This is a genomic window from Photobacterium aquimaris, from assembly GCF_002954455.1.
Lineage (GTDB): Bacteria > Pseudomonadota > Gammaproteobacteria > Enterobacterales > Vibrionaceae > Photobacterium > Photobacterium aquimaris.
The window spans coordinates 60986-78223 of the sequence record NZ_MSCC01000002.1 but is presented as its reverse complement, the minus strand read 5'-3'; the positions used below and the strand labels follow the sequence as shown (position 1 = coordinate 78223).

15 protein-coding genes and 1 pseudogene are annotated in these 17238 nt (G+C 40.0%); 6 read left to right on the top strand and 10 right to left on the bottom strand.

Annotated features, from left to right (window positions below):
• Positions 1-40 precede the first annotated feature (40 nt).
• Positions 41-1639, top strand: coding sequence for an MOSC domain-containing protein (locus BTN98_RS11405; protein ID WP_060996711.1), 1599 nt, complete (start codon positions 41-43; stop codon positions 1637-1639).
• Positions 1640-1669: 30 nt separating this feature from the next.
• Here the strand turns inward: BTN98_RS11405 and BTN98_RS11400 are convergent, their stop codons facing one another.
• The 3 genes from BTN98_RS11400 to BTN98_RS11390 are packed head-to-tail and all read right to left on the bottom strand — an operon-like array spanning position 1670 to position 5678.
• Entirely contained in the window at positions 1670-2344 is a 675-nt protein-coding gene (locus tag BTN98_RS11400) for a polyphosphate polymerase domain-containing protein (protein WP_060996710.1), read from the bottom strand.
• A complete protein-coding gene (locus BTN98_RS11395; protein ID WP_060996709.1) occupies positions 2341-4953 on the bottom strand; it encodes a CotH kinase family protein in 2613 nt (870 codons plus the stop codon). Before BTN98_RS11395 ends, BTN98_RS11400 begins: the two co-directional genes overlap by 4 nt.
• A 2-nt stretch (positions 4954-4955) precedes the next feature.
• Positions 4956-5678 carry a DUF4956 domain-containing protein gene (locus BTN98_RS11390; RefSeq protein WP_060996708.1) on the bottom strand — a complete coding sequence of 241 codons (723 nt, stop codon included), beginning with the start codon at positions 5676-5678 and terminating at the stop codon, positions 4956-4958.
• A 342-nt stretch (positions 5679-6020) separates the two neighbouring features.
• On the opposite strand from BTN98_RS11390, the gene BTN98_RS20315 reads away from it, so the two are divergent.
• A complete protein-coding gene (locus BTN98_RS20315) occupies positions 6021-6158 on the top strand; it encodes a hypothetical protein (protein WP_156451823.1) in 138 nt (45 codons plus the stop codon).
• Between the two features lie 318 nt (positions 6159-6476).
• On the opposite strand, the gene BTN98_RS11385 is transcribed toward BTN98_RS20315, so the two are convergent.
• Complete coding sequence (locus BTN98_RS11385) at positions 6477-7520, bottom strand: GMP reductase (protein WP_060996707.1); 1044 nt, start codon at positions 7518-7520, stop codon at positions 6477-6479.
• A gap of 469 nt (positions 7521-7989) precedes the next feature.
• Here BTN98_RS11385 and BTN98_RS11380 point away from each other — a divergent pair, with 469 nt between their 5' ends.
• On the top strand, positions 7990-8292 hold the full coding sequence (locus BTN98_RS11380; protein WP_240616118.1) for a hypothetical protein: 303 nt from the start codon (positions 7990-7992) through the stop codon (positions 8290-8292).
• Between the two features lie 80 nt (positions 8293-8372).
• On the opposite strand, the gene BTN98_RS11375 is transcribed toward BTN98_RS11380, so the two are convergent.
• Positions 8373-9410 (bottom strand): AraC family transcriptional regulator, encoded by a 1038-nt coding sequence (locus tag BTN98_RS11375; RefSeq protein WP_060996706.1) that lies wholly within the window; start codon positions 9408-9410, stop codon positions 8373-8375.
• 190 nt (positions 9411-9600) lie between these two features.
• On the opposite strand from BTN98_RS11375, the gene BTN98_RS11370 reads away from it, so the two are divergent.
• Both BTN98_RS11370 and BTN98_RS11365 read left to right on the top strand, forming a co-directional pair.
• Positions 9601-9939, top strand: coding sequence for a hypothetical protein (locus tag BTN98_RS11370; protein WP_060996705.1), 339 nt, complete (start codon positions 9601-9603; stop codon positions 9937-9939).
• Position 9940: 1 nt separating this feature from the next.
• Positions 9941-11164, top strand: a complete 1224-nt coding sequence (locus tag BTN98_RS11365) for an HlyD family secretion protein (RefSeq protein WP_060996704.1) — start codon at positions 9941-9943, stop codon at positions 11162-11164.
• Positions 11165-11268: 104 nt separating this feature from the next.
• On the opposite strand, the gene BTN98_RS11360 is transcribed toward BTN98_RS11365, so the two are convergent.
• Positions 11269-12441 (bottom strand): cation:proton antiporter, encoded by a 1173-nt coding sequence (locus BTN98_RS11360; RefSeq protein WP_060996703.1) that lies wholly within the window; start codon positions 12439-12441, stop codon positions 11269-11271.
• 29 nt (positions 12442-12470) lie between these two features.
• A complete protein-coding gene (locus BTN98_RS11355; RefSeq protein ID WP_060996702.1) occupies positions 12471-12794 on the bottom strand; it encodes a hypothetical protein in 324 nt (107 codons plus the stop codon).
• A 309-nt stretch (positions 12795-13103) separates the two neighbouring features.
• Here BTN98_RS11355 and BTN98_RS11350 point away from each other — a divergent pair, with 309 nt between their 5' ends.
• Positions 13104-13409: a hypothetical protein gene (locus BTN98_RS11350; RefSeq protein WP_065190261.1), complete on the top strand. Its 306-nt coding sequence runs from the start codon at positions 13104-13106 to the stop codon at positions 13407-13409.
• Positions 13410-13491: 82 nt separating this feature from the next.
• Here BTN98_RS11350 and sstT read toward each other — a convergent pair whose 3' ends face one another.
• From sstT to BTN98_RS11335, 3 genes and pseudogenes are all read right to left on the bottom strand, one after another.
• Entirely contained in the window at positions 13492-14733 is a 1242-nt protein-coding gene (gene sstT, locus BTN98_RS11345; RefSeq protein WP_060996700.1) for a serine/threonine transporter SstT, read from the bottom strand.
• 400 nt (positions 14734-15133) lie between these two features.
• Entirely contained in the window at positions 15134-16810 is a 1677-nt protein-coding gene (locus BTN98_RS11340) for a BatD family protein (protein ID WP_060996699.1), read from the bottom strand.
• Positions 16811-16824: 14 nt separating this feature from the next.
• Positions 16825-17238: pseudogene (locus BTN98_RS11335) on the bottom strand (hypothetical protein); the annotation flags it as partial.

The window sequence follows — 17238 nt, the reverse complement described above, 5'->3', positions numbered from 1 at the left end:
ATGGGCGCAATAATTATTAATAGCCCAAAAGGACATTATTATGCTGCCACACTCAACTATTGAACAATTGCGTTATGGTCGCGTAAGTAGTCAAGCTTACTTTTTTAGAACGGCTATTGAAAAAACACCCGCGAATACGGTTAGCGTTACCTTATTGGGATTAGAGGGTGATGAGCAAGCGGAATCATTTCATGGTGGTGTTGAGCGCGCAGTGCTGCAATTTGATTATGATTATTATGCCGAGCTGCAGCACACGTTTCCGAAGTCCGCGTCTTTATTTGTTAGTGGTGGCTATGGCGAAAACCTAGTTGTTGCTGGTATGAATGAGCATAATATCTGTATTGGCGATAAAATTGCTGTAGGTACAGTGGTGTTAGAAGTTGCGCAGCCAAGACAGCCTTGTTTTAAGCTTAATCACCGTTTTAATGAGCCGACTATTTCGCGTTATTCACAGAATAATAATAAAACAGGTTGGTTTTATCGTGTATTGCAAGCGGGTCAAATTAGCGTAAACGATCAAATACGCGTCATTGAACGTCCTTATCCACAGTGGACAATTGCCAATGTGCAGCATTATTTATATGTTGAAACTGATAATTTAGCCGCTACTACTGAACTGGCGGCATTGCCTGAATTAGGTGCGGAAGTGAAAGGCGTATTTCAACATCGTCTTGAAACTAACGAGGTTGAAGACTGGCACTCGCGCCTTGAAAGTTTAATTAAACTTGAAATGCGAGTAGTTAAAATAGTCGAAGAATCTGCCACCATTAAACGCTTTTATTTAAGTCGTACTGATCTTGGCGCTTTGCCTCCATTCAGTGCTGGCGCGCACATCACCCTTAAATTACCCAATGGGTTAAAACGCAGTTATTCATTGTGTGATTCTACTGTTGAAGGGGTATATCAAATTGCAGTGCAGCAAGCGCGAGATAGCCAAGGTGGCTCACAATATATGCACCAGCAACTAAAAGTAGGTGACGTATTATCAGTGTATGAACCGACTAATTTCTTTGAAATGGCACGTGATAAACATCATCTCTTTGTTGCAGCAGGGATTGGGATCACGCCGTTTCTTTCGATGATCGATGAAGCAATAGCGCATCAAGAACAGTTTGAATTGCATTATTGTGTTGATAACATCGATGATTACCCGTTTAAGCATGAGCTATCAGCGTATGCCGCTAATATTCACCTTTATACGTCGGCCCAGCGACTTGATTTAGCGCAACTGCTAAATACTCATCAGCGCGGTTCACATGTTTATAGCTGTGGTAGTCCAGCTTTCGTACAGTTAGTGCGTGATAATGCGAGCCATTGGCATGACAATAATGTTCATTTTGAAAACTTTAGTCCCGCTGAACATGCTGATGATAATGCATTTACTGCTATCGTTTCGCAGGCTGGAACGGAGGTTGAATTTAGCGTTAGTGCCAAACAGTCATTACTTGATGCCATAAGAGCACATGGATTACGTCTTGATTCAGCTTGTGAAACCGGCACTTGTGGTCGCTGTAAGGTAAAATATAGCGGTGATGTTGATCATCGAGATACGGTGTTATCAGCACGAGAGCGACAAACCTATATGACCCCTTGTGTTTCACGCGCTAAAAGCGGAGTGTTAAAGCTTGAATTAGCCTAAATCATAGTCTTACGAGTAAGATTAACTGATTTATAACCAAATTAGCTGTCGAATAGCATTCACGTATTTTGAATGACGTGAAGGGCGTAGCGGGCATGATCCAACTAAACGTGATAATGCCTGTTCGTTGTCGGCAGCGGTTTTTATTTCAAGTAGCACATATTCGCCTAAGCGAGTGGCATGGCTAAAATTGGCACCATCAAAATAGCGTTGGTCATAACATTCCATATTACGATCAAACGTTAGCCTTAATTTACCATCCGCTGAAATATAATAATCGCGCTGATAACGAATGATCACAATTGGACTTTGCTCGTTACCGATAGTGGCTTGAATATCTGCAGGAAGGGTAACAAAGTATTGCTGTAATACGCGCGACCAGCAAGGGTTATCTGGTTGCCAATCAAAGCTAACCGGGTGCTGTATTTTCCAGCCTTTACCGCCACGGCGGTATTTATGTTCAAGCATGGCATTGGTAGGGCGAGCGAGTTGATGGTACCAACGCAGGCGGGTTTTCTTACGTTCGCTGATGCCACTTAAGTTTTCTTGGTAACGATCTAAAAACGGATTATCAAGGTATAAGCTATTAATATAACGTGTTTCATAATGACGATGAAACAGTAACGGATGCAAGGTTAACCAATTCTCTAGCAGTTGTAAGCGATTTAATGGAATCGGTATTTTAACTTCAAAACGTGAATTCATTGCGGTTTATCCGGTTTCATAATGGTGTTGTAAAGCTGGCTGACATTGAGTTTTTGTGGCGTAACCGCTTGACCATCAATGACTAAACTATTACCTGTTGCTGCCATGACTTTATGTTTACAATCAGTACATTGCCAGTTATTAACCGTGACAGTTGCACCGTCAAAGAGGTTCTTTTTGCGGTAACTCATTAAGCCATAATAGTGAATATTGCGGCCACGGATATTGAAGGCGTCGATCTGGGAGCCATCTTTAGCGACTAAACCAATATTTGCATCACTAATCGCAATATCTGTCGCCGTGATCTGGCTCTGTTCTCCCACTGAAATGGCTTTATCGCGAATATGGCTAAACTCAAGCTTAGTTAATGTTAATATTGAGCCACTGACATCAATCCCATCCCCACCAGAGCGAGCGCCGATATGATCAAAGCGGCTATTACTAATGCTGCCACGGCAGAAATCGCAATCAAAGCCATCAGATAGAATGTGACTCAAGGTTAAGTGATTAATATTAATTTCACTGTTAACAATATTTAACGCATCTTCGGTGTGGTTATGGTGTATTTGCGCCTGGTTGATCTCAACCTTAGTATTAATAAAACTGATTGCTCCGCGTGGACGCCAAAGCCCTTGTTTTGGGCTACCAACATCAGCAATATTGACATGCTTTACTACGCTCGGTATTGCCGTTGGCGTTGAAAAAACTACGACTCCCGCCCAAGGTTGATGGTTGTTTGCGCTCAGTGCAACAGGTGCTGTTGCGGTTCCGTTAATGGTCAGGTGTCCAAAGACCATGATCCCAGCTTGTGGCTCAAACACTAACTCCGTACCAGCAGTAATTATCAGCTGCCAGTTGGCTGGAGTGCGTAATCTGTGCTTTATATGCCACCGACCAGCAGGGATTTTCCAATAATCATTACCAACTTCAATAAATGGGTAGTCACTCAGATTGGGCTGGTTTAAAGGCCGTGGCAAAAACGGAGCTTGCAATTGCTGCGGAATTAAGCGCACTTTAGCTAAGGTTGCCGTAGGTGTCGCGGTGCTAACTTCAACTGAATCTATGCTGTGGGGAAGCTTGAGAGTAAGTGTTTGCTCTGGCTGTAGCTCTAAAGGTAACTGACTATTGGCTTCTTCTATGGCAATGGGTTGATTAGCTGAATTAAAACCGACCAACCGCTGCACATATAACGATGCTTGAGTTGGATTAGTAATGGTTAACTGCTGTTGATGGTTATAAAAGCTTGCTAACTCCCATAACGGTGTCGCTCGCATAGCGGTCATATTAAGATGATATTCAGCCGCGAGTGGCTTTATTAAATTGCAATTATGGCTGCGGTATTGCTGCTGTAAGCAAGTGATCTGAGTGGTTAACAGTGAGCTATCAAACCACGGTGTCAGTGGGGCACTGCCATCTAGCATCGCCCGTTGAGCGTGCTGAATGGTATTTAAATGTTGCTGTAAGTCACCTGATTTGATTAGGGCTGCTAACCTCTGCAATGCCGCTTGATAATGGCGCTCAACTTCAGAGTCAGCACGCATTGTTTTGCTGATTAGTAATGTTTCACTGGGTGGGCGGATTAACAATTGGTGGCGACTCGGTGATATTGCAACATCACTTTGAATCGGCTCTAGTTTTGCTGTATGTGGATTATAATACCAACGCCAATTATTCCATGTCAGTGCATGCCATGCGCCCCAAACATCAACTGTTGCCAGATATTGACCTAATAGTTGGCTGTCAAAAACATCACTGGCACTGCGGTTACCATTAATAAAATCACTCAGTAGAGTTAATGCTAATTGACGTTGATAATTAAGCTCCAATTTACGGCTGATGCGTTTTTGTTGGATAACTCGAGGTGTTAATTGGCGGCTTACATGATTATTTTCAATCTGTTGTGAATTAAGATCGAGGCGTAAGATCATCCCTTCAGTTCTGTTATGGGTCGCGAGTAAATCTTGGCCAAATCCTTGTTCGTGGTACATCACTCCCCAATCATCGCCATTAACGATCACTTTAACTGGGGTGTATTGCGGAGAAATAATATTAAACTTGGCTAAGTGTAGCGTTTGTGCAAAAAGTACCGGCCCTTGATGTACTCGCACATGCGGACTAATAAGCGCAAAACGTTGTGAGTCTAAGATGGCATGTTGTTTTTTTAGATCAACTTTTAGCGACCACCGCTGATGACTACTAACATGATCAAGCAGATCACCTTGTAAGCGAACATCGGCATTAAAGCTCTTATTATTAAAGGCTATTTTAGCGGGTACTTGCGCTCTTATGGCAGGGATAGCACCTTGCTCAATCGCTTGCTGACGGTTATCTGCCAGTTTTTTCCATTCAGGATAATCAATATCAACCATGATCACGGGTAACTGATGATTGGCATACAACCAACGCATAGGAGCATGCAATATATCCGTTGTCAGCTGGTGGATTTTAGTCGTTGGTGTACTCGAAAGAGCAACATAACCTGAGTGGATTAATTGGGTTTTAAAATAGCTAATAGAGGGCAATGCGAGTACAAGGATCATAATACTAACAACAGTAATTACAATCCGTTCGGTAGCGGTTAATCCGTGTTTATTCGGCGTAAGCTTCACCGTTATACTCCAGCAATATTGTGTTGTTCAAGCAATGAGATCCTAATCGTAGGAAAGCGTTGCTTTAATAATGCGAGGCAGTGGTCTAGTTGTTCTACTTCTGTGGCGGTAATAAAAAACGTCGCACTAAAGCTATGTTTATCACAATCAAAACGTCTTAGTTCTAAGCGCTCACTATGGCTGGCAAGCAAGTGTTTTAGCTCATTTACTGATACCGTGATTTCATCTTCGCTATGATCGTTTATCGATAAAAATAGTCCTTGTTCTTGGGCAACGTCGATATTGTGACGTTTAGTCCATGTTACTAACACTAAGGTGACGGCGCAGGCTAATAGAGCTGCTAATGTTTGTCCTGCACCTAAAGCCACCGCAATACCAATGTTTAAAAACAGGTAGATTAACTCTTCAGGCTCTTTAATTGGGGTTCGAAAACGCACAATAGACAGTGCGCCGACAAGCCCTAAGGCTAAAGCGAGTGATGCTTTAACAACGGTAATAATTAAAATAACGGTTAGCATTAACAACGGAAATAAACGCGAGAAGTCTTGGCGGTTACAAAAAGCAGAAGAGTAATGCCGAAAATGGATACCAATAATAGATGCTAATCCAAAACCTAATAATAAGTTAAGTAACAGCGCCCACAACTGCACACTAGCATAAGGAAAAAACAGGTTTTTAATATCCTGCGGCAATAAAGTGAGCAATACCGGATCGATAGCATCCATAATCTTACCCTCCAAATTCGATCTCTTCAGAGTGTAGAACAGGCATAATTAATAAATTGTCTAATAGTTAATACCTTAGATTTGGTCGTATTTTGTTATAGGCTAAACGCTTGATTAATGGTTTAGTGCCGATTTGTAAACTGAATATTTTACTCAGCATTGGTATAACTTTATCGCATGGTGTAAATGTTTTTTACTAATTACGTGACTAACGCATTAATATCACTGTAATTATTATGTATGTCATAGCGATAAATATAGAGGTAAGTAACGGGCTGAATAAGTATATATTGTTGATTGGTATGTTTTGCTGAAAATAGAGGGACACAAAGGAGGCCGCCTATGTCAGAAATAAAACCAATTTATGTATGTGAGGTCTGTGGTGAATCAGAATACCTTGAAGGTGACCATACGATTATTTGTATTTGTGGGCATATTCAATCAATTCCTGATGATGAAACGATGTTTGATAGTGCGTAACGTAATCTCATGCCAGAGTGAGGGCTGTATCTTACTCTGGTTTTTTTATTGCTTTTAAGGCTATAGCTATCATACATGATGTCTGTTGGCTTAAATCCCATTACGGTATATGTGACGCTGTCACTTTTTACAGAATTTGAGATTTACTCAACGCGTGATCAGTAGATTCCCTATCGCCCTCGCGATCTTGCACTATATTCAATAACAGTTGTTGTTGAAAAAGAATAAAAAAAGCCAGAGTAAGAACAGTGTCTTTACTCTGGCCTAATATTGCTTTTAAAACTTAATACGCAAGTAATTGCTCAGTATCAAGTAAGCTTATTCTTTACCGTAAACGTTATTTTCTTGCTCTTGTACACGGATGAATGTTGTGCGTTTTGTTAGTTCTTTAAGTTGCGCTGCACCAACATAAGTACAAGTAGAACGTACGCCGCCCATGATGTCTTGAATCGTGTGTTCAACTGAACCACGGTAAGGCAATAATACCGTTTTACCTTCAGCTGCGCGGTATGTTGCAACCCCACCTGAGTGCTTGTCCATCGCGCTCTGGCTCGACATGCCGTAGAACTTCATGAACTGCTTACCGTCTTGCTCGATAACTTCACCGTTGCTTTCAGTGTGACCTGCAAGCATACCGCCAAGCATCACGAAATCAGCGCCGCCGCCAAACGCTTTTGCTACATCACCTGCACATGCACAACCACCGTCACCGACAATACGACCACCAAGGCCGTGAGCAGCATCAGCACATTCAATGATAGCTGAAAGCTGAGGGTAACCTACGCCAGTTTTAACACGGGTAGTACATACAGAACCTGGGCCAATACCGACTTTAACAATATCAGCGCCAGCAAGAATTAACTCTTCAACCATATCACCAGTAACAACGTTACCCGCACTGATGACTTTATCTGGGAACTGTGCGCGCACACGCTCAACGTACTCAACAAGGTGCTCAGAGTAACCATTAGCAATATCAATACAGATAAAGATAATGTCGTTAGTTAGCGCCATGATGTCTTTAGTTTTTTGAAAATCAGCTTCAGACGTACCGGTTGATACCATTACGTTGTTTAATACTGATGCATCGTTAGCACTAATGAATTCTGCCCATTGCTCAACAGTGTAATGCTTATGAATAGCTGTCATTACTTTATGCTGTGATAACGCGATTGCCATATCAAAACTACCAACTGAATCCATATTAGCAGCAATAATTGGCACGCCTGACCATTGACGGCCACTATGTTTGAATGTAAAATCACGGGTTAAATCAACTTGAGAGCGACTTTTCAACGTTGAGCGTTTTGGACGAAATAAAACATCTTTAAAGCCTAACTTTAGATCTTGTTCGATACGCATGATTTGTATTCCTTACAAATTAATAGAATGCAGCCCTCGTAAAAATCGTTACTGGCAGGTAACTTTTTTTGCTGTTTAGCGGGCGCAAAAAAACCGGAGCGTTGGCAGACGTTCCGGTTTTCAGCATTATAGGCAGAGATTTTTCAAACACAACCCCTAAAATGTAAATAAATATATCTCAATGAGAATAGATTTATTCATAATCCTCACTTTTTTATTATTAATCCCTTATTTTTTTATCATATTTTAATTTTAAACTGTTCATAAGAGCTGCATAATTTATGTAATTGATGAGTTTGAAATAATTCAAATTGTTATTGGTATCTCTTTTTTTAAGGTCTATGATTGAATTTTGGGATAACTTAAAGCATTAACTGGGCTGTGGAAGGTTTGACTTGTTGTTGAGAAGAAGAAAGAAAAAAATCAGTTTCCTGTTGATTTTTATGGTGAAGAAGGAAGTTGGCGGTTTGTGATCCGCGCAATGCGTCAAGATGAAATTATTGATGCAATGTATTGGTGTGCACATATTTCATGCCATCGAAAAGACTATGATTTACTTCATATGGCGAGCGATAAATTTGATTGTCGTTATAATTACTCAACATCAGATCCATCAGATCTTCAATTTGGTTTAAGTGGTACACCGCTTAAAGTGACTATGATGGGGCCGATTGTATTGATATCGACGATCAAAGAACGTTTTGTTGATGCAGAAATAAAACCCCAACCTCAACAATCGACATCAAATAAATTAGTCCATGCAATGGCATAAATGTGACAGTGTGGTCACAAGAAAACGCTAAATAATCGATATTATTTAGCGTTTTTTATATTTTTTAAGTTATATAGCACTTAATTGAGACTACGTTCTAAGAGCTGATGTTGATATTGGGCTGGAGTTAAGCCCCGATTACGTTTAAAAGCTTTATTAAAACTTTGAACATTGCTGTAACCCAGTAGTGTCGCTATAGCGGGAATACTCGTACCTGACAGCATATATTTTATGGCGACATTGCATAAAATATAATTGGTAGTGCCGGTGAATGTCCAACCATAATCATGTAATTGGCGTTGTAATTGGCGTTGTAATTGGCGTTGTAATTGTTGCCGCGATAAACCAACTTTTTCCGCTGCAAAATCAAGGGTTGGATAGCCGTAGTAACGTGAATAGTTAATGATTTCAAACATAACTTTAGCGATATCTTGTGGCTGTGGCATATTGAGCAAATCATCAAGTTGTAAATTTGACACTAAAATAGGTTTGATTATTGGTAATGGACGTTGATTACCATGCTCTAATATCGACAGATTAAGCCATACCTTGGTCGCCGCTGCTTGCCATGTAATAGGACACCCAAAAAACTGTTGAATGGCAGGATCTGTGATTTCAGGGCCATATAACTCGACTTTTATCGGCACATAATCATCCCCCATATAATTACGGCTAACTTGCGTGAATAAAATAGCGACTTTGAGACTATCAAAGCTAGCGCCATTACCATGTGCATAGCTGTTGTTATATACCCACTTGACGATCTTCCCCGATTGCTCCCCATGATAAGACGCTCCGCCTTGTAAGCACGAAATGCCATAGTTAATGCGGCGAAAGGCTAACGCAAGATCTGGACAACTAACATACCAATTACCAAGTGCGCCAATATTTTCAAAGCTAAGATCGGCTGCCAGTTTGATCATATAAGTGGGATCGCCGGTTAATTCTTCAATCTGTTCTAGCCAATGCAAATAATCATTAAAAGGAATTAACGATGTCGGCTCTTTGAGCAGTTGGGCGGGAATACCTAACTCAGTAAGACGGATGCCATAGTGCTTTTGTAAGCCGAGTTCTAATGGTTTGAGGTAAGCGGTACGAATAAAAGCAATATTTATCATTAGTATCCTCATCGCGATAACGATATTGAGTGAGTATTCATTATCGAACACGGCTAGTTGTGGACTGATTATATCAAAATGTAGCTATTTTTAATTTAATCAGACTCTAATTGTGTTGTTAGTGTGAGCTATCTCCACAATGGCTGTATTCATCACTGCATGAGTGATGGCTTTTGAATCGGAGATGTAAATGAGTTTATTGAGTATGCCTTTTGTTGGTACCAATGTTGATACGGTATTAAGTGTCTTTGCTGGGGTGGTATTGATTGCCACTGTTGCTGCGGTGGCAATAGGTTTTTGGAAAATACATGAATTACCAATCCATAAAGCGTCGACTAAAGAGCATCATCAAATAGGCTTAATAACAGCATTAACGTGGATAGGCTTTGTTTGGCATTGGGTATGGGTATTAGCGGTGATTATTGCGTTTGTTGATGGTGAGCAAGCATTGCGTCGTCTGCGTGATATTTGGCATGGCGATCGTATTCCTGCACCTATTGTTGAACCGACTAATACTGAGGAGAAATAGCATGTTAGAAGGTTTAGCTGTATGGGCTTTGTTTATTTATTTACTGCGTTTAGTGGGCATGCCTTGGAATAAATTCACCCAATCTTTTGCGTATATTGGCGGTGGTAGTTGGTTGGTGTTTGTGTGGTTTGGATTAATTACTTATGCGCCGATGGATTTATCTGGTGGCTCGTTAGTGCAGTCACCTCACGTGCAATTACGACCAGCATCGACGTCGATTAATGGTCGTGTGAAAGCGATTTATGTTGAGCCAAATAGCAAAGTGACTCAAGGCCAATTAGTGTATGAGTTAGAGCCTGAGCCATATGAAATTGCACTTAACAAAGCTCAAGCAAGCCTTGAGGCTGCTAAAGTTGCTCGCAAAATGGCAGAGCAAGATATTGAAATGGCACAAGCCTCAGCAACAGCTGCAGTGAAAGATATTGATATCGCGACCAAGCAATTAGTGGCAGCAAAGGCTGATCACCAGTTAAAAAGTGCGATGCTTGCTCGTTATGTGAAACAAAATAATGTTGTAAAACATACTGTCACAGCAAGTATGTTAGATGAACAGCGCACCGCAGTTGCAGTGGCTAAATCTCAACAAGTGATGTTGGAGTCACAAATTGAAAAGGCGCATATTGCCGTTAAAAAAGCACAACTAAGTATAGAAAAAGCACAATTAAGCGTGAATAGTCGCGATGTTGATGTTGTGACTGCGAAAGAAAATGTCGCTAAAGCACAATGGGATTTAGACAATACCAAGGTGTATGCGCCAGCAGATGGATTTGTCACTAACTTCATTATGCGTGAAGGGCAGTTTGTCGGCTCTGTGCCACGGATCCAAATGTATACCGATGAAAAATATGTGCTGATGCGGGTTAACCATCAAGCTATTCGTAATGTTAAACCCGGGCAGATGGCAGAGTTTGCCTCAGCTGTCTACCCTGGTAAAGTATTTGCTGCTGAAGTCGAAGGTATTGTTGAAGCAACGGGTGAGTCACAGGGTAATTTAATTGGCCGTGAAACAAATGTACGCCAAACAACAGGCGCAAATATTGCCAATAAACATCATTTTGTACGCTTAAAACTATATGAAACCGAAGATTATGATATTCCTGTAGGCTCGGTTGGACTTGCGTGGGTGAGTGCTGAAAAACCGATTAGTTTTCTGGGTTTTCTCGATGTTATTCGTGGCATTATTATTCGAATGAAAGCACAAGTATTCTATGTTTGGTCAATGTAACTGTAAGTAAAATATTATAATAATAACGTTTGTATTCCGGTTCACCCGCCACTGTTTATTCAGTGGCAGGTTTTTTTATACCTCAAGGAGAGCAATCATTGGGGTTAATCTTTACGTAGATTATTCACCATTGATATCGGGGTTGGATAGCGACGTACAATCCAATAGGTTGAAATAACAAAGGTCGTAATAGTGACGGTTTCGATGAAGGTTTTTCCTTGATCTGACAATAAACCTTGAGTGACAGCGGCATACACTAGCAGCAATGAAAACTCGCTGGCTTGACTTAATCGTGCCCGTAACTCAACATTTTTACTCTGGTTTTCATGGGCCAATATTAGTGCTATTTTAAATCCCCATGCTTTAATACGAATTAAGCAGATACCAAAAATAATTCCCAAAACTGTATAGATATCACTGTCCCATAGATTGATTTTGGCACCGATAGCAAAGAAAAATAAGATCAGGAAAAACTCGCGCAAGGGTTTGAGATGAACCGCAATTGCTTGTGATACCGGGCTGACAGCAAGAGTGATGCCAGCGATAAATGCCCCTGTTTCATAAGATAGCCCAATACTGTCACTTAAAACAGCCCATAAAAAACACCAGGCTAATGTTGCGATAAAACTGTATTCCTGAATAACATCAAACTGTTTTAATAGCGGCAGCATAATGTATTTAACCGCAAAGTAAGCGCTGATGATGATAGCGAGTAATTTAATGATTAATACGCTTAAACTAAGCGTGAGGCTCTGGTGAGTATCGATATTAAGTAGCAGTAATACACTGATAGCAATAATGTCTTGCATCAGTAAGATGCTGGTCATTATTTCTCCCATGCGTAAATGGTGAAGGGTTGTGGTTGGAATTAATTTTAGCCCAATCACGGTGCTAGAAAACATCATTGCTGCCGCAGTAATTAACCCGTCACTAACGCTAAGGTTGATTAACAGCGCAAATAAAAAGCCACTAATAAAAAATAGTGAACAACTGACAAGGGTGATGACCGCACTTTGTTTAAAGAGGTGTAATAGTCGCTGAGGTTGAAGATTTAAGCCGAGAATAAACAGCAATAGAATAACGCCAAGATGGCCCATTTGACTAATGCTGGTGGCATTAGTCACCAGTTGTAGCCCATATGGACCAATAACAATCCCTGTAAAGATATAAGCAAGAATAATAGGTTGGCGAGTATAAAGAAACAAACTGCTAAAAATAGCGGTGACAATGATAATGCTACAGAGCTCAGTGATTATGCTGGTTAAATGTTCAAGCATATGACCTCTATTGTTTTTTTGTTGTTACGTTAAAACTCGCTGCGACTGTAATGTTGGTAGTGATTAATAATATCAGCGATGAGTTCAGGCTCTGAAAAATCGTCGACAAAATAGCGCTGCTGGTCGTTTTTGATAAAGACCTCAAGATGGGTGTTATCACCATCGACACTGGGAATAAAATGAATAGCATATTCATAAGGCAATTGCTTGTCGTTAGTGATTACTAATCTAAATCGACGATCGATACAGAAAATATCAGTAAAATAACCCGCGGCTGAAAGCTGTTTGCTTGCTTTAGTTACGGCTGATTTTGCGATGGTGTAACCAGTATGATGCGCAGTGATAGTCGCCATGACGAAGCCCTCTTTTAACGATGTTGAGGATAGGACGTTAGGGGTAACGTTTGTCTATATCAGACGATTTTATCGGGCGTAGACATAGAGTTACCAACTAAATAATTCAATCATCGTCATTAGATTTTTTCATCAATATTGAAATTTCGATATTTGCTTCATTTATTCGAATAACGACCAGATTAAGTATTAAAATGCAATAATAATAGCCTTTTTTGGTTTTTATTATTACATTTTAGTCTGAAATCGATGCTTTTGTAGGTAATATTTGCATAATAAGAATGAATATTATATTTAGAGGTATTAATAATGCGACAAAGAACTTTTTGCTTTATGCCGTTAATTGTATTGCTTACGACCTCGACAGTTGTACATGCTGAAGGTGGACTCAAAAAATTGCATCAAGTCAATAAACAGCTTTCTCATATTGAAAATGCTGTTAATGGTACTCAGAATAAATATAACAATACTCAAAGAACCATTAATGAAGTTAAAAATGGTACTTATGCTGAGAAAAGTGTTAAGCGAGCAGTAACAAAGAAGAAGAAAAAAGCGGTTAATAGTCTGATTAATCATTCTAATAACGTTATTCGTAAAGCAACTAATAGTAATTAATTATCATAGTGTTATAAAGAAATGTGGCTATCATTTGATAGCCGCATTTTTATGTCGTGTTGTTATATTGTTAGCAATGTACTTATGATTTTTGTAGGAGTACTTTTGCTTGTTTACGCTCTGCTGCAAGGCATGCTGCGGCAGTAAATACCACATCTGTCGAACTGTTGAGCGCTGTTTCTGCAGAATCTTGAATAACACCAATAATAAAGCCTACCGCAACAACTTGCATTGCAACTTCATTTGGAATGCCGAATAAGCTTGCTGCTAATGGAATTAATAGTAGTGAGCCACCGGCAACACCTGATGCACCACATGCAGAAACGGCTGCAACCACACTCAGTAATACTGCTGTTGCAAGATCAACTTCAATACCTAATGTATGCACAGCAGCCAAGGTTAAAATAGTGATGGTAATTGCCGCACCACCCATATTAATCGTCGCCCCTAAAGGAATTGAAACTGAGTAAGTATCTTCGTGTAGATTCAGATCTTTACATAAGCGCATGTTGACTGGAATATTTGCAGCTGAACTACGGGTAAAGAAGGCAGTAATACCACTTTCACGTATACAGCGGAAAACCAGTGGGTAAGGGTTAGCTTTGATTTTAGCAAATACAATAATAGGGTTAACAACTAATGCGATAATTGCCATTGAACCAAGTAATACAGCTAATAAATGTGCATAGCCTAATAATGCCGTAAAGCCTGTTTGAGCAAAGGTATGAGCAACAAGACCAAAAATACCGATGGGTGCAAGACGAATAATAAAGCGTACGATTAATGTTACGCCATCAGACATATCTTGGAAAACTTGCTTAGTCGCATCGCTTGCTTGGTGTAATGAAAAACCAAGTGCGATAGCCCATGCCAAAATACCAATAAAGTTACCAGTCATTAAGGCATTGATTGGATTATCAACAATCTTAAAGAACAATGAATTAATAACTTCAGCAATACCTTCTGGTGGTGCAATTGAGGTTGTATTAGTAACGAGCGTTAAAGTGGTAGGAAAAAGAAAGCTCATTGCTACGGCGGTAAAGGCTGCTAATAATGTTCCTAATAAATAAAGGAAAATAATTGGCTTCATATTGGTATGAGTGCCTTTTTTTTGGTTAGCAATCGATGATGCTACCAAAATAAATACTAATATAGGTGCAACTGCTTTTAATGCGGCAACAAATAGCCCACCTAAAAAGCTAATATTTAGTGCTGAAGAGGGAGAAATGACGGCTAAAGCAACACCCGCTACAATACCGATTAATATTTGTATAACTAAGCTGCCATTAGCGACCCTGGCAAGAAAAGGTTGTGATTGACTCATAGTTGATCCTGCATTTTTTATTGTTGTGTTTAGAGTTTTATATTTTGTAACAGAAACATTTTTTTAACAGGATCTGTTTCAAATAGCCAGTATTCTTTTAATAAGCATAGTTATTGCTATTTTTTAACAAACATTATTACGTTGCGGTCACATTTAAATATCAAAATGAGCAATTTTATTGCGATATGTCACGTAAATAAAAAATATGAATAAAAATGCAAGTGATAACAATGCGCTAGCTGATAGTGGGTTTTTATTCTAAATAGTAACAAATGTAAGCTTTGCTTACATTTTCTTACCGGTGACAGAGTAAATTTTGAGGTGTTTTTTGCGGGAATGAGTGATTAATAATAGTGAGGATGATGAGGCTATTAATATAGCCTCATCAGCTGTTGTGGTGTTATTGAGGATCTAGGCTCGTCAATGTTTTCGACGTATGTTTTATCGTCTTGAGTTGTTTGACTTGCGTTAATAATGTCAACAATGTTTGATTATTCCACGGACTATTAAGTACTGAATAATGGCTCGCCATCATCGCGTTAACTTCATCATCAAGTTGCTGTAACAGCTGTGGTTGACTCATAAGCTGTGAGTACTGCTGTTGACGCCATTGTTGATAATACGTTTGTACTTTAATTGGATCGTTATTATTAATCGCTGCTTTAAGTGCGGTAGCTATATCTGGGTTTTGTGTTGTAGCGATTGCCGCTGTAACCACTGGTTGCTGACGCTTTTTAACCAATAACACTAATGTGATTAGCCATAAAATAGCACACGCTAGTGTTGTCCATGGCCATATACCCGCAGAGGCCATCGTTTTTATTGGTTGGGTGGAAGCAGTAGTTGGTGGTGTCATCGCTGCTGGTGGTGAAAATTGACTATTTGCGGTTGGATCCGCTGTTACATTTAGCGTTAATCCTTTGATTTCACTTTGCTGCTGTTTAGCTGTAGTGGTATTCCACCAATTAATTGAAAGTGGTGGTAGTGCAATATTACCCGCTTGGCGAGGAATAATGACTTGCTTTAAGATCATCACACTGTAGCCATTTTCTGTACGGTATTCAGGTTTTTCATTGTAAATACGTACGGTATCAGGGTAGGTAAGGTTGATATTTGGCATATTACTTTGAGCAACATCTTTAATGCGCAAAGTAATAGTGCGTGTTATTGGCTCACCGACTTTAGTGGTAATCTCATTTTGGTTAGAAACTTGAGGTTGCCATGTTTGTTGTAATTGTAAATCAGGCGTAGGCAGCCATAGCCCTTTGTAATCTGCAGGTTTAGGTTTGATCGTTAAGCTAATATCTCTCGCATTTTTATTTACGGGTACTGTAATACCAGAGCTAAAGCCATTGGCTCCACGAACAGCACTGCCACTGAACGTTGGACCATGAATAACGATGTTACCTGCTTTTTGCGCCGTAAGTTGATAGTTACGAGTGATCACTAAATAACGACGACCATTTTGGACGATATTATTTTGTGCATCTTGACCGACTTGTGATACCGCTAACCCATCACCAGACGGTGCACTTAATGAAGCTTGGGACAGTTGCTCACCAATAAAAATCTTAACTCGATAATTAATACTTTCGCCGACATAGACCGTATTTTTATCAATTTCAGCCGTCATACGAACATTAGATTGATCGGTATTGGCAGTATTATTAGTTTGACTGCTTTTTAAGACTGTAATAGTGATCGGTGTTGTTTGCGAACCACCAATTTTAAAAGCAGGTATCGTCGCAGTACCGACCTTTTTAGCCGCAATAGCGATTGTCCAGGTAGTATTACGTGACATAGTGCCGTTAATTAATGATGTCGAACTGCTAACACTAGGTTGACCATATGCAAAATCAGGGCTCAATATACTAAAATCGACACTATCAGGATTGATAGCGGTATCAACGGATACTGATAATTGAAACACTTGATTTACGGCGACAACGTTTTTAGACACCGTCGCTTGTGCTTGGGCAGCCATTGCTTGTAGTGGCAATAATGCTACCACCATGGTTAGAAGTAATAACCATGGCGAGAGGCACTTTTTAGCCCAATTTGTTTGATTTACTGACATTCTCATTTTCTCTATTACCATGATTTATTACTTTGCAGCTGTTCAGCTCTTTGCTGTGCTTGCAACATTAATTGAGCGCGAATTAACTCTGCCGTATCGTCTGGAACTTGCTCAAGTTTTTTCAATATAGGGTTACTAACTGAAAGCACTTGCTGCTGGTCACCATTTGGCTTGCCTTGCTGCATTGTTACTGCTGATGGCTGGTTATCGTCTTTGTTACCGTCTTGCTGATCTTGTTTTTGCTGTTGCGCTTGCTGGCTTAATGCTTGCTGTGCATTATCCTTCGCTTGCTGTTTTTTCTCAGCTTCACTCATTGATTGTGGTTGGTTTCTTTGTTGCCCCAACTGCTGATTTGTCTGTTGTTGGTCTTTGTTACCTTGCTGACCTTGTTGCTGTTGGTCTTTGTTGCCTTGCTGACCTTGTTGCTG